The sequence below is a fragment of the Paucibacter aquatile genome (genome assembly GCF_002885975.1).
GTDB classification, from domain to species: domain Bacteria; phylum Pseudomonadota; class Gammaproteobacteria; order Burkholderiales; family Burkholderiaceae_C; genus Paucibacter_A; species Paucibacter_A aquatilis.
The window spans coordinates 1927902-1941481 of the sequence record NZ_POSP01000003.1; the positions used below are offsets into that span (position 1 = coordinate 1927902).

Here is a 13580-nt window from a genome sequence, read left to right on the forward strand (position 1 = left end):
TCAGCTCATTCTTTTGTCCACAGAATTTCGAGTTAGGGGGAAGCTCCCTGCGAGGCCGCATGCTAACTTCGCCGCCTTCAAACGGGAGCAACACATGGCACAGCCGGCGATCAAGGCAACGAAGAAGCAAGAGCCCAAGCTCAGCAAAAGCACGGCCCGCCGCGCAGCTGCAGCCCCCAGCCCCCAGCGCCGCTACAACGCGCGGCCCGACACCATCGATTTCCGCGACCGGCTCTACCAGGCAAGCCTGGTGGAAGTGCCCAGCCAGCTGTTTCTGGAGGACTATCTGAAGCACAAGGTCCCCGTGCTGAACCAGGGTACCGAAGGCGCATGCACCGGCTTCGCACTCGCCACCGTGGCCCACTTCCTGCTGCGCCGGCGCAAGGTGGTGCCGGACAAGGGCCAGGTCAGCGCCCGCATGTTCTACGAGATGGCCCGCCGCTACGACGAATGGGAAGGCGAGGACTACGACGGCTCCAGCGCCCGGGGCGCCATGAAGGCCTGGCAGAAACACGGCGTCTGTGCCGAAGCCCTGTGGCCCAGCCTGGCCAAACCCTCCGCCAAGTCGCCGGGGCTGACCCGCGAGCGCGCCGACGATTCCGCGCTGCGTCCGCTGGGCGCCTATCTGCGGGTCAACCACCGCGACCTGGTGGCCATGCACGCGGCCTTGGCGGAAGTCGGCATCCTTTATGCGACCAGCGAGGTCCATGCCGGCTGGGATGAAGTCGGCGCCGATGGCCTGATCCACCCCAATGAACAGCTGCTCGGTGGCCATGCCTTTGCCATCGTGGCCTACGACGAACACGGCTTCTGGTTGCAGAACTCCTGGGGCCCCAGCTGGGGCCGCCGTGGCTTTGGCCACATCAGCTATGCCGACTGGCTCGCCCACGGCAGCGATGTCTGGGTGGCGCGGCTCGGTGTGCCCGTCACCACCAGCCAGATCGCGGGTGCCCCAGCGACCAACACCCGCAGCACGGCCTCGGCCCAGGGCGCGCTCAACCAGCTGCGTCCGCATGTGATCAACCTCGGCAACGACGGCAAGCTCGACCCGCGCGGCGAGCTCGGCATGCGCGAGGCCGATCTGCAGCAGCTCTTCCGCGTCGACCTGCGCAACACGCTCAAAACGTGGTCCCGCCGCCGCATCGTTCTGCATGCACATGGCGGCCTGGTGGCAGCCGATGCGGCCCTGCAACGCCTGGCGGCCTACAAGAAGCAGCTGATGCCGCAAGAGGCCTACCCCCTGTCCTTCATCTGGCACAGCGACTACTGGACCACGCTGAGCCATATGCTCAGCGAATTGCTGCGCGGCCGCCGCACCGAGGGCGCACTCGACCGCAGCAAAGACTTTCTGCTCGACCGCCTCGACGATGGCCTCGAACCCCTGGCCCGCGCGCTCACCGGCAAATCCGCCTGGAGCGAAATGAAGGAGAACGCCCTTGCTGCCAGCCGCCCCGGCCACGGCGCTGCCCTGGCTGCCGCTGAGATTCATCGTTTGGCCCAGGAATTCCCAGACCTCGAAGTGCATCTTGTCGCCCACTCAGCCGGCTCGATTCTGGGCGCGCCGCTGCTGGATCTGCTCAGCACCGGAGCCCACAAGGTGAGGAGCTGCACGCTCTGGGCCCCCGCCTGCACCCACACCCTGTTCGAGGCCCACTACGCACCGGCGCTGGAGGACGGTCGGCTTGATGCGATGACGCTCTACACCCTGGACGACCACCACGAGCGTGCCGACCACTGCGCCCACATCTACAACAAGTCCCTGCTCTACTTGGTCTCCAACGCATTTGAAGACAAGCCCCGCCCCTGGTTTGGCGCCGATGGCGAGCCCATCCTCGGCCTGGCCAAGTTCCTGGATCGCGGCCGCGTCGCCCAGCTGATCGCCAGCGGCCGCATCCACCATGTGCTGGCCCCCAACCTCGCCGCCGGGGTCGATGGCTCCAAAGCCAGTTCCCACGGCGCTTTTGACGACGACGAGACCACCGTCAGCGGCAGCTTTGCCCGTATGCTGGGCGCCACAGCCCCCGCGCCCGCCACCCGCGGCCAGCGCAGCGGCCCGGCACAACCGGCCACACCGCCTCTGGCTTTCGAGCGCTCGGCGGCGTCCTTGCAGGCACAGCGCCGGGCGCTCGATGCGCTGTCTCGCAAGCTCTGAACGCCCTGAAGACTCAAGCGCCCTCAACACGCTGCACCTCCCACGGGGGCTTCAAGCTCAACAGGCGCAGCTCGTCGAGGATCGGGCAAACACAAGGCTGCTGGACTGGAGGCGAAATGACGATGACTGAGATGGCCACCGAACTGGGCTTGACGGTGGCTCGGGGGCAACTGCAGGTGAGGCGGACAGGTCTGACGCGTGAGATGGAGAAAGTGCGGGAACTCAGAGCCTCGCCATTTAAGACTCGACCCCGAGTTTACGGAAAATAGTCGACCTAAATACTCTTGAGCAGCCCCTCAATTTCGGACTTGATCTGAGGATTCTGCTCCCAGAATGCGCTGCGCGCCCTTGCCCCCTCAAACGCGCATTCTCGGATGCCATTCAATTCGGCCAGTTGCTTGCACTCCTTGCTGCCCCCTGCATGCTTTAGCAGCCCATAGTACTCAATGAGCGGTATGAAATACTTTCCCTCGTCGGTGTATGTATTGACAACAAGATGCATCAGATCATCCTTATCTAACGCAGCTCTCGCTATGGTCGCATAGTCCCTTTTCTGCTCATCACCCAATTCCGATCGATGAATGAACTTAAAAAGGTGATACAGCTTTCGAAAGTGCGGACCGAGTATTGCTTCGTTGTCTATATAAAATTCCCTATAACGCTGCGACAAGGCTTTAACGTGCTCGTCTCGGCTGACCCCTTGGATTGTGACCATTTTACCCAGCCTTTGAGCAGCAACAGACTTCCGGATTAGCGTAGGCGCGCTGGCGCTACCCCCGAACGAATCGAATAGATCTGCTGGTGGCGCTACCCGCTCCAACAGCAGGAAAAACAGGGGCTCAAATGCTTGGCGCGTGCGTTCTTGCCTTTGTAGCTTGAGTTCTTCTCTTTGTAGCTTGCTGTCCTCTTCGACCAAACGCATGGTTCGATATTGGAAATAGGCGGCCACGGCAACACCGATGAATGCGAACGACGCAAACAGAGCGTTGATGCCGCCAAATAGGTCGCCCAACTGACCAAGTTGCCCTAGCGCTTCGCCCTCCACCTCAACTACGGCAATCTGAATGATTTTCGCGCCCCAACGAGCCCAACCAAGCCAGACGGCAAGCGTAAAAATCAGGCCACCCACTCCCGCGAGAATTGGATCATGGGTTCGCCTTGCTACATTGAGGCTCACGCAACCACTGAAAAATATCACCAATATTCCAATTGATACGTCAGCAGAAAAAACTGCAACAAGTCCAATAGATATAATTAGGGTTATTACCACCGACTCTTTTAACGTATAACTTTTAGAAAGCGAAGAATCCATATTTACTCCCCGACAGCAGGATAGATATATTGAGCACCAACTTTGGCTTGGCTTTCCTTCTATTGTGTCGCCAATTGACGCTCAGAATTCAGTGCGATCCTCAAATATCGATTCGCCGCCCCGGTGAACTATTGACAATCGCGCGCATGCGCCAGAGCGGCTCTTTCCCACTCCAAGATGTACACGGCGCAGCCAACTTGCCAGGCATGCCCTGAATGCTCAGCACACCGCCGACTTTTCGTGTCGTGCGTAAGGTTTTGTCCTCACTAGCAAGGCTTGACGCATTCATTGCCCCCTGCCCCTCTTCTCCAATCGTGGCATTCCTGTAGCGCAGAGCGCTTGAATCCGTACGCGGCTTAGCTCAGAAGCTTCGTCATGGCTTTGTGCGTACAACACGAAATCCTCCCTGACCACAGCAACCGGTTTGTTGCGCAAGCACGTGCGTCACGTTCAGCTTCGCACTTCGTGCTGCTGTTCTTGGGGTAGAGCGCCGCTCAGGCAACAAAAACGCCCCCCGGCGCCATCAACTGGGCACGCTAAGCCCACCGAGAAACGCCCGGGTTTAGACTGACGCCCTGCAGTCTTTATCTTCTGCCCCCTTCACTCCTCAGCCACCCACCGGGCCACCCTGGCCATGCCGCCATGAAGTTCATCGACTCCATCCTGGCCGATGCGCCGCTGATCCAGCGCCTGCGCCGCGACATCCATGCCCACCCCGAGCTCTGCTTCCAGGAGCAGCGCACCTCGGACCTGATCGCCCAGACCCTGAGCGAATGGGGCATTCCGGTGCACCGCGGCCTGGGAACGACCGGGGTGGTGGGCATCGTCAAGAACGGCACGAGCGAGCGGGCCGTGGGCCTGCGCGCCGACATCGACGCCCTGCCGATGACGGAGCACAACACCTTTGCGCATGCCAGCACCCAGCCCGGCAAGATGCACGCCTGCGGCCATGACGGCCACACCGCCATGCTGCTGGCCGCGGCCAAGCACCTGGCCACCAACCGCAATTTCGACGGCACCGTCTACCTGGTCTTCCAGCCGGCCGAAGAAGGCGGCGGCGGCGCGCGCGAGATGATCAAGGACGGGCTCTTCAAGCTCTTCCCCATGGAGGCCATGTTCGGCGCGCACAACTGGCCGGGCATGCCGGCCGGCGCTTTTGCGCTCAAGACCGGGCCGGTGTTCGCCTCCAGCAATGAGTTCAAGATCACCTTGCGCGGCAAGGGCGCCCATGCCGCCATGCCGCATCTGGGCGTGGACCCGGTGCCGGCGGCCTGCCAGATGGTGCAGGCCTTCCAGACCATCATCAGTCGCAACAAGCGCCCGGCCGAGGCCGGCGTGATCTCGGTGACCATGATCCACGCGGGCGAGGCGACCAACGTCATCCCCGACGCCTGCGTGATCGAGGGCACGGTGCGCACCTTCACCCTGGAACTGCTGGACCTGATCGAGCGGCGCATGGAGGAGATGGCACAGGGCATCGCCAGCGCGTTTGAGGTCAGCTGCGAGTTCAAGTTCCGCCGCAACTACCCGCCCACCATCAACCACCCCGCCGAGACGGAGTTCGTGCGCCAGACGCTCAGCGCCATGGTCGGGCCCGAGATGGTGCAGGAGTTCGAACCCACCATGGGCGCCGAGGACTTCAGCTTCTTCCTGCAAGAGAAACCCGGCTGCTACTTCCTGATCGGCAATGGCGACGGCAGCCACCGCATCGGCGGCCACGGCATGGGGCCCTGCACCCTGCACAACCCCAGCTACGACTTCAACGACGATCTGATCCCCCTGGGCGGCTCGATGTGGGTGCAGCTGGCCGAGGCCTGGCTGAACCAGCCGCGGCCCTGAGGAAAGAAAGACGCAGCCATGTCGGCGCCGGCCGAAACCTTCTTCGCGCAGAGCTATGCCGAGGCGCGCGCCAAGTTCCTGGCCGCGGCCGAGTCCGCCGGCCTGGACCCGGAGCCGCACCGCCACCCGCTGCTGGGCCGCGAGGGCGAGACCCTGGCCCTCGATGTGCTGCGCCAGGGCCCGGCGCGCGGCCGGGCCGAGCGCCTGCTCATCCTCAGCAGCGCCTGCCACGGCGTGGAGGGCTTTGCGGGCTCGGGCATCCAGTGCGGCCTGCTGGCCGATACCGAATGGCTGGCCGCTGTGCGCGCCAGCGGTGTCTGTGTGCTCTATCTGCACGGCCTGAACCCGCATGGTTTTTCCTGGTGGCGGCGGGTCACGCAGGAAGGCGTGGACCTGAATCGCAACTTCGTCGATTTCCACCAGCGCCCCCTGCCTGCCAACCCGGGCTATGAGGAGCTGGCCAGCGCCCTGCTGCCCCGCCACTGGCCGCCCAGCGCCGAGAACGAGGCGCGCTTGAACGACTACATCGCCCGCCACGGCCGGGCCGCCTGGCAGCAAGCCGTCAGCGGTGGCCAGTACACGCAGGAGCTGGGCCTGTTCTACGGCGGCCACACGCCGACCTGGAGCCACATCACCCTGCGCCATGTGCTGGAAGAGCACCTGGCCGGCGTGCGCGAGCTGGCCTGGATCGATCTGCACACGGGCCTGGGGCCTTGCGGCCATGGCGAGCGCATCGACACCGGCCTGGGCGCGGACGAAGGCCTGGCCCGAGCGCGCCAGTGGTGGGGCGCCGGCGTGACCTCGCTGCGCGAGGGCAATTCCAGCTCGGCACCGCTGCAGGGCCTGATGTGGTCGGTCGCCGAATCGGTGTGCGCCCAGGTGGCGCCCGGCGCGCGTTGCACCGGCATCGCACTGGAGTTCGGCACCGTGCCGCTGGACGAGATGATCCTGGCCCTGCGCGCCGACCATTGGCTGGAGGCCCACCCCGAGGCGCCGCCTGAGCAGGCGCAGGCCATCAAGCGCCAGATCCGCGAGGCGTTCTACATCGACACCCCGGCCTGGAAAACCCAGCTGCTGGCGCAAGCGCGCGAAGCGGCGCAGCAGGCCCTGGCCGGGCTGGGCGCAGCCCCACACCCTTGATTTGACCGAGACCCCATGAGCGACCCAGCCCAAACCCAAAACCCTCTCCCCGCTCTCAGCGAGGCCGAGATCGAGACCATCCGCCAGGAGACCCAGCACTGGCTGGAGAAGGCCGTCATCGGCCTCAACCTCTGCCCCTTTGCCAAGAGCGTGCATGTCAACAACCGCCTGCGTTATGTGGTCAGCCAGGCCACAACGCCCGAAGACCTGCTGAAAGAGCTGGCCCGCGAGCTGCTGGCCCTGAACCGGGCCGACCCGGACGAGATCGAAACCGCCGTGCTGATCCACCCGCGTGTGCTGACGGACTTCCTGGACTTCAACGATTTCCTCGGCGCCGCCGACGCCCTGGTCGAAGACCTGGAACTGGACGGCATCCTGCAAGTCGCCAGCTTCCACCCCGACTACCAGTTCGCCGGCACCGACATCGACGACATCAGCAACTACAGCAACCGCTCGCCCTACCCCACCCTGCACCTGCTGCGCGAAAGCAGCATCGAACGAGCGACAGAGACCATGGCCGACACCGACGCCATCTACGAGGCGAATATGGCCACACTGGAAAAGCTGGGGCTGGAGGGCTGGAAAGCTCTCGGCCTGAAGGCGCGCGGCTGAGCTCCGCAGGGCATGAAGCGCCATGTCCGGATTTGACCGAAACCGGACCGGATCGGGCGCGACGCGGCCTTGCGACGGCGGCACAGTGGAGGCACTGAAACCCAGCCCTTCAACCCGGAGCCTCTGCCCATGAAAACCGCCCTGCTGCTGATCGACGTTCAAGAATCTTTCCGTCAACGCCCCTACTGGAGCACGGCCGAGCTGCCCGCTTTCCTCGACGCCACACGGCGACTGATCGAAGGCGCGCAGGCCCAAGGCCTGCCCATCGTGCGCGTCTTCCACAGCGATGGCCCCGAAACGGCCGACAACCCCTTCGCCCTGGCCTCGGGCCTGGTGCGGCCGCTGGAGGAGCTGCCGGCTCTGCAGCCGGCGCTGGAGGTACTCAAGCACCGCCACAGCGCCCTGGCCGGCACGGGCCTGGCCATCTGGCTGCATCAACAGGGCATGCAGCGCCTGATCGTCAGCGGCATCCGCACCGAGCAGTGCTGCGAGACGACCACCCGCCACGCCAGCGACGAAGGCTGGCAGGTCGACTACGTGACCGAGGCCACGCTGACCTTCGCCATGCAACACGCGGCCAGCGGCGCCACGCTGAGCCCGGCCGAGATCAAGCTGCGCACCGAGACCGTGCTGCAGGACCGCTTTGCCGAGATCTGCACGGTGGACCAGGCCCTGGCGCGCGCGGCGGCGGCTGCTGCCGTCCCGGCCTGAGACCGGACCCAGGCGCTAAGCTCGCTTCATGTCCACACCGATTGATGTCCTGATGTGGGTGCAGCCCGGCACCTTGCTGCTCGATCTGGCCGGGCCGGCCGAAGCCTTTCGCCTGGCCAACCAGGCCCTGCGCCGGCGCCAGCAGCCCGAGGCCTTTCGCCTGCGCTTCATCGGCATGGAGGCCGAGTGCGCCAGCTCGGTCGGCCTGCAGCTCAGCGGCCTGGAGCCGCCGCCCGAGAGCCTGGCGCCGGGCAGCTGGCTGATCCTCAGCGGCTGCCGCAGCAAGGCGCCCGATGAGCCGGCGCCGAGCAGCGAGCAACTGGCGCAAGAGCTGGCCGGCGAGCGCTGGTTGGCCCGGCAGGGTCAGGTCTTGCTGCGCGAGGGCGGGCGCCTGGTGTGCATCTGCTCGGGCACCTTGCTGGCGGCGCGCGCCGGCCTGCTGGGGCGCGGCGTTCGCTGCACCAGCCACCACGAGATGCTCGACCAGCTGCGCGCGCTGGCGCCCGAGGCCCAGGTCGTGGACAACCGCGTCTTCGTGCTCGATGGCCCCGAGGAGCAGATCGCCAGCAGCGCCGGCATCACCGCCGGCATCGACCTCAGCCTGCACCTGATCGCCCAGCAATGCGGCGAGGCCCTGGCCGCCAGCGTGGCCCAGACCATGGTGGTCTACCTGCGCCGCAGCAGCAAGGACCCCGAGCTCTCGCCCCTGCTGGCCCACCGCCACCACCTGCACGCAGCCCTGCACCGCCTGCAAGACGCCATCTGCGCCGAGCCCGCGCGCGACTGGAGCCTGGACGCCATGGCCGCCCGCGCCCACGTCACGCCGCGCCACCTGAGCCGCTTGTTCGCAGAACATGCCGGCATCAGCCCGCTGGGCTATCTGCAAAGCATCCGTCTGGAGCGCGCCGAACAGGCCCTGGCCCGCGGCGCCAGCGCCAGCGATGCGGCCCTGGCGGCCGGTTTCAGCTCCGACCAGCAGCTGCGGCGCACGCGGCAGGCGCGGGCGGCGGCGGGCACCCGGCCGACACATTGAGCCTGCGCATCGAGCCAGCCCTGGCTCTGTCTACATTTCCTTGAACAGCTGCAGATAGCTGCGGCTCACGGGCAGACGCTCGCTGCGGCCTTTCAGTTCGATATCGGCGGTCTCGTTGTCGCCGCGGGTGACGCGTCGGATCGAGCGCAGATTGACCACCACCGAGCGGTGCACCTGGGCAAACTGCTGCGGGTCCAGCTGCGCGAGCAGGTCCTTCAGCGGCATGCGAATCAAGGCCTCGGCGAGCTGCCCTTCGTCGCGGTAGGCGACCAGGGTGTATTTGCTGTCGCTCTTCAGGTAGTCGATGTCGTCGACCGGAATCATGCGCAGCGAGGCGCCGACGCTGGCACGCACCCAGCGCAGCGTCTCGGGCTTGGAGTCGAGCTTGAGGCGTTCGGCCAGCTGCGCCAGCAGCGCCTCGGTGTGCACCGCCGGCTGGGCCTGCTGCAGGCGCGCTTTCAGGCGCTCCACCGTTTCGCTCAGGCGGGCTGCGGTGACCGGCTTGACCACATAGTCGAGCACGCCATGCTGAAACGCCTCCAGGGCATATTGATCAAAGGCGGTGACGAAGACCAGGTGCGCCTGCTTGCCGATCTGGCGGGCCACATCGACCCCGCTCAAGCCCGGCATGTGCACATCCAGAAAGCAGATCGTGGGGCGATGCTGCTCGAACAGTTCGAGCGCCTGTCGGCCGTTGCGGGCCTGCGCAACGATCTGCAGCTCGGGCCAGACGGCGGCCAGGCGAGCCTCCAGGATCTCACGCAGGAGCGGTTCGTCGTCGGCAATCAAAGCAGTGGGGGTCATGGCTTGGGCTCGCTGAATTCAATGGTCACTTCCACCCCATGGGGCGCCACCTCGCGCAATTCGAGGCTGGCGCTGCCGCCATAGGCCCAGAGCAGGCGTTCGCGCAAGGCCGCCAAGCCGGTGCCCAGGCCGCCGCCGGTGGCTTGCAGGCCCAGGCCGGTGTCGACCACGCGCAGGCGACAGCGGCCGCCTTCCTGCCGCTCGGCATGCACATCGATGCGGCCGCCCTCTTCGCTCGGGTCGATGCCGTGCTGCACCGCGTTCTCCACCAGCGTCAACAGCGTCATCGGCGGGCAGCGCAGCAGATGCACCCCGGCACCGATGTGCAGCGCAAAGGCTAGGCGGTCCGGCATGCGCATCTGCATCAGCTCCAGATAGGCCCGCACCAGCTCCAGCTCCTGGCCCAGCGTGTTGGCCGAGCCGTCCAGGCGCGGCACGGCAGCGCGCAGATAGTCGGTCAGGCTTTGCAGCAGCTGCGGGGCGCGCGGTGAGCCGGCCTCGACCAGAGCCTGCACATTGGCCAGGGTGTTGAACAAAAAATGCGGCTGGGCCTGGGCCGTCAGCAGGCGCATGCGCGCGTCGAGCGCCTGGCGGGCCAGTTCGCTGCGTTCCAACTCGAAGTCGTTGGCTTGTTTTTCCACTTTTGCCTCCCGTTGGCGCAAGAGGGCGGTCAGCGCGGTCCAAGGTGCCACCAGCATGCCGGAGAGGCTCATCAGCATGAAGCCAAAGAGGCGCTTTTCCTCCTTCCAGAAATCCGGGGCGCCCGCATCGGTGCCGAGTTTGTAAAAGAGAAACACCGTGACCGGCACCACCAAGCCGACTGCCACCACCTGCAGCGCCCAGCGCGCCAGCCACTCCGGCAATCGGCGTGGCCATTGCTCAGTCAGACCGAAAGCCAGCAGCACAACCAAGCCGGTGCCGAACACCCGCATCGGCAAACGAAAGCTGAAGCTCGCGTAGGTGAGGTTGAGCAAAAGAGTCAGTAGGGTGCAGATGATGATGACGGTGCGCACGCGCCGCCAGCCGAACAGCGCCCGCCAATTGAAGGCCGGCGACAGCGGCGCTGCTTCGAAGGGAGTGGTGGGTGACATCACGGCAGAATACTCGAGTGAATGGCTGGCGGCCTTGAGCGGCAATGGCGTGCGGTCGTCAGTGCCAGCGATCAGCGCCAGCGTTGAGCGGGCTTGCGGAAGTAGTGGTGCGCGATGTAACGCCAGGGCAGCACCAGCGGCGTCAGCACCACGCCCATCAAGCAGGCATACAAGTTCGCTGTCACGGCTGGCGTGGCTGCGTCGTTCAGCCACAGCGGGTAGCCGATGACCAAGACCCAGATGGTTTTCCAGGTCAGCTCCCAAATCAGCAGCGGCAACATCTGCAGGGGGTAGCGCAGGCCCAAAAGACAGACAAGTGACACGGCGATCATCAGCGAGCCCAACACACCGTTGCGCTGCGCCCATGGGTCGGTGTGCTGCAACATGCCTGGGCCCCAGGTGACGGCCAGGCCCACCGTGATCAGCACATAGAAAGCGCGCAGCAGGTTCAGGCGCCAGAGGGGGACGTCTTGGTCGGTCATTTTCAGTTCTCCTTCAGCCGAGCTGGGCCAGGCTCTTGCGCGCGGCCTCGACATTGGCCGGTTTGGACCGTTTGTTGGCGATGAAGCGCTCGTACGCCGCCTTGGCCTGCGCCTTGTCGCCCTTGGCCAGATAGGCATCACCGAGGCGGTGATCGACGGGCAGTTCGTCAGCGCCGCCCAGCGTCCTGGCCCGCTCCAGGTGGCGAATCGCTTCGTCCGTCTGGCCCTGCGCGGCCAGCACGCGGGCCAGGCCGTAGTGGCCGCCAGCCTTGCTGGGTTGATCACGCAGCAGGCCCTCGTACAAGCGCCTGGCCTTGTCCAGGTCCTTGCCGTCCTTCAGAAATTGCTGAGCCAGCTGCAGGGTGGCTTCGCGCACTTCGTCCTGCACGGCCGACTCCTTGCTGGGCTTGAGCAGCGCCAACTCGCGCTCCATCTCGTCCCATTTCCTGGCCTCGGCGGCGATGAAGACACGGATCAGCCGCGCCGTTTCGGGCTGGCTGCGGCGCACGGCGGCCTCCAACTCCTTGGCCTTGCTGACGCTGCCGCCCATCATGCCGGGCACCGTCAGGTAGAGCTTGGCCAGTTGCACGCGGCCAGTGAAGCTGCTCGGGTCCAGCTCCAAGCTGCGGATCCAGGACGCCTTCAAGCTGTCCACCATGCGCATGGCCTTGAACATGCCCACGCTGAGCATCTGCTGACCCAGGTTCTGTGCCATCGCGAGATGGCAGACCGCCACATTCGGATGCTGCTCCACACAGAGCCTGGCCTGCTTGGCGCCGGCGTCGAGCCGCTTGGCCTCACCAGCGGCGCTGAGGCTCATTGCCAAGGACAGGGCGGCGCTGGCCTCAGCGTCGGCCGCATGGGTGCTCAGGCGCGCTTGGGCCAGTTGCTCCAGCTCGCTGTACTTGCCAGCGTCTTGCAGCGCTTCCAGCTGCGCATCCTTGAAGACGGCGGCCTGTGCGCTGCCCAGGGACGCGGCCAGGGCCAGCGTGAGCGAGGAGGCGCGAATCGAGAGGGCTTGGCGTGGCGCCTGGAAATAGATGTTCATATCGGCTGAGACTTCGCTGTTTCGGGGTTCGACGAGCAGCAGGCCGCGGCAACGCTTGCTGCTGCTGCTGGATGCAAGAAGGCGGGGCCATTGTGTTGAGCGACCCAAGCGCCCCGACGGCCGCTCCGACGAGCGACGGGCTGCGGGTTTTCAAGCCCGCTGAGAGGGGATGAATGACGCGAAGCGCCGCTCGGTGGCCGCCGGCGCCACTCGTCGCGGCGGGGCGTCACTCATCCTGGTAGGGGCGTCGCCGATCCCGCATGGCTTGGCCGCGGCCCCGACCTGCCGGCACAGTCGCCCCCTGAACCCATGCGAGCACCTTGTCATGAAAAGAGTTTTGCGTTGGCTGCTGCGAGGCAGCTTGATCCTCCTGGCCCTGCTGCCCCTGCTGGCCGGCCTGCTCGCCTATTTCCTCTACACGCCCGAACCCGAACTGCCGCCGCTGTCCGGCCAATTGAGCCAGGGCACCCTCGACGTGGCCGGCGTCAAACGCAGCTACCGGAGCTATGTGCCCAAAGACCTGCCACCGGGCGCGCCGCTGGTCTTGGCGTTGCACGGCTCGGGCGAGGGCCCGGGTCAGATCCGCGTCGCCACGGGTTACGCCTTCGAGCGCCTGGCCGATCAGCACGGCTTCGCCCTCGTCTACCCCAAATCCTTCGCCTTCGACTGGAACGACTGCAGCCGCATCGGCGACAAGGAGCTGAACGGCGTCAGCAGCGACGATGTGGGTTTCTTGGCCAGCCTGGTGGACCACCTGGTCACCGAGCTGGCGCTCGACCCGGCGCGCGTGTTTGCGGCCGGCGTGTCCAACGGCGGCTCGATGGTGATGCGCTTGGCGCTCGAGCAGCCGGATCGCTACAAGGCGGTGGCAGCCGTGGTCGCCAATGTGCCTGCGCCGCAGAACTTCCAGTGCAAGCCGGCGGCGCAAAAGGCCACCTCGGTGATGATCATGAACGGCAGCGAGGACCCGCTGGTTCCCTACGCCGGCGGCGAGATCAATCTGCTGGGCCTGTTCTACCAAGGCGGCCCGGTCATTTCATCGCGCGCATCGGCACAGTTCTTCGCCGATTGGGCGCATCTGAACGGCGCGCCCCAGACCCTGGAAACCGTGGTCGCTGGCGGTGTTCGTGTCGAACACAAGCGCTGGAGCCCCGCCCACACGGGCAGCGGCAAGCAGGGCGGCAGGCACAGTGGCGAGGGCAAGGCCGAGGTGGAACTGGTGACCATTCATGGCGGCGGGCATGGTCTGCCACAGCCCTACGCGCAGCGCCCGCGGCTCTTGGGCCCCTCGCCGATGGCGCCGAACGGCCCGGCCCTGATCTGGGATTTCTTCGCGCGGCAGCACTGACAGACCGA

Annotated in this window: 12 protein-coding genes; 7 read left to right on the top strand and 5 right to left on the bottom strand. The window is 65.7% G+C overall.

Going from position 1 to position 13580, the window contains the following annotated elements; translation table 11 throughout:
• Positions 1–94: 94 nt before the first annotated feature.
• Positions 95–2152 (top strand): C1 family peptidase, encoded by a 2058-nt coding sequence (locus C1O66_RS11555; protein ID WP_108724342.1) that lies wholly within the window; start codon positions 95–97, stop codon positions 2150–2152.
• 274 nt (positions 2153–2426) lie between these two features.
• Here C1O66_RS11555 and C1O66_RS11560 read toward each other — a convergent pair whose 3' ends face one another.
• Positions 2427–3464 (bottom strand): putative phage abortive infection protein, encoded by a 1038-nt coding sequence (locus tag C1O66_RS11560; protein WP_102768010.1) that lies wholly within the window; start codon positions 3462–3464, stop codon positions 2427–2429.
• Between the two features lie 642 nt (positions 3465–4106).
• On the opposite strand from C1O66_RS11560, the gene C1O66_RS11565 reads away from it, so the two are divergent.
• The 5 genes from C1O66_RS11565 to C1O66_RS11585 all read left to right on the top strand — a co-directional run bounded on the left by C1O66_RS11565 (position 4107) and on the right by C1O66_RS11585 (position 8799).
• The gene (locus tag C1O66_RS11565) at positions 4107–5303 is read left to right on the top strand and encodes a M20 aminoacylase family protein (protein ID WP_102768011.1); all 1197 of its coding nucleotides are present in this window, start codon (positions 4107–4109) and stop codon (positions 5301–5303) included.
• An 18-nt stretch (positions 5304–5321) separates the two neighbouring features.
• Positions 5322–6443: a M14 family metallopeptidase gene (locus C1O66_RS11570; RefSeq protein WP_102768012.1), complete on the top strand. Its 1122-nt coding sequence runs from the start codon at positions 5322–5324 to the stop codon at positions 6441–6443.
• 15 nt (positions 6444–6458) lie between these two features.
• Positions 6459–7055: a DUF1415 domain-containing protein gene (locus C1O66_RS11575; protein ID WP_102768013.1), complete on the top strand. Its 597-nt coding sequence runs from the start codon at positions 6459–6461 to the stop codon at positions 7053–7055.
• A gap of 129 nt (positions 7056–7184) precedes the next feature.
• Positions 7185–7766, top strand: coding sequence for a cysteine hydrolase family protein (locus C1O66_RS11580; RefSeq protein ID WP_102768014.1), 582 nt, complete (start codon positions 7185–7187; stop codon positions 7764–7766).
• Between the two features lie 28 nt (positions 7767–7794).
• Entirely contained in the window at positions 7795–8799 is a 1005-nt protein-coding gene (locus C1O66_RS11585; protein WP_102768015.1) for a GlxA family transcriptional regulator, read from the top strand.
• A gap of 30 nt (positions 8800–8829) precedes the next feature.
• Here the strand turns inward: C1O66_RS11585 and C1O66_RS11590 are convergent, their stop codons facing one another.
• From C1O66_RS11590 to C1O66_RS11605, 4 genes are all read right to left on the bottom strand, one after another.
• Positions 8830–9603 (bottom strand): LytR/AlgR family response regulator transcription factor, encoded by a 774-nt coding sequence (locus C1O66_RS11590; protein ID WP_102768016.1) that lies wholly within the window; start codon positions 9601–9603, stop codon positions 8830–8832.
• On the bottom strand, positions 9600–10694 hold the full coding sequence (locus C1O66_RS11595; RefSeq protein WP_102768017.1) for a sensor histidine kinase: 1095 nt from the start codon (positions 10692–10694) through the stop codon (positions 9600–9602). Before C1O66_RS11595 ends, C1O66_RS11590 begins: the two co-directional genes overlap by 4 nt.
• Positions 10695–10765: 71 nt before the next feature.
• Entirely contained in the window at positions 10766–11176 is a 411-nt protein-coding gene (locus tag C1O66_RS11600) for a hypothetical protein (protein WP_102768018.1), read from the bottom strand.
• Between the two features lie 13 nt (positions 11177–11189).
• The gene (locus C1O66_RS11605; RefSeq protein WP_102768019.1) at positions 11190–12224 is read right to left on the bottom strand and encodes a tetratricopeptide repeat protein; all 1035 of its coding nucleotides are present in this window, start codon (positions 12222–12224) and stop codon (positions 11190–11192) included.
• Positions 12225–12549: 325 nt separating this feature from the next.
• Here C1O66_RS11605 and C1O66_RS11610 point away from each other — a divergent pair, with 325 nt between their 5' ends.
• Positions 12550–13572 (top strand): CE1 family esterase, encoded by a 1023-nt coding sequence (locus tag C1O66_RS11610; protein WP_165794568.1) that lies wholly within the window; start codon positions 12550–12552, stop codon positions 13570–13572.
• Positions 13573–13580 lie beyond the last annotated feature (8 nt).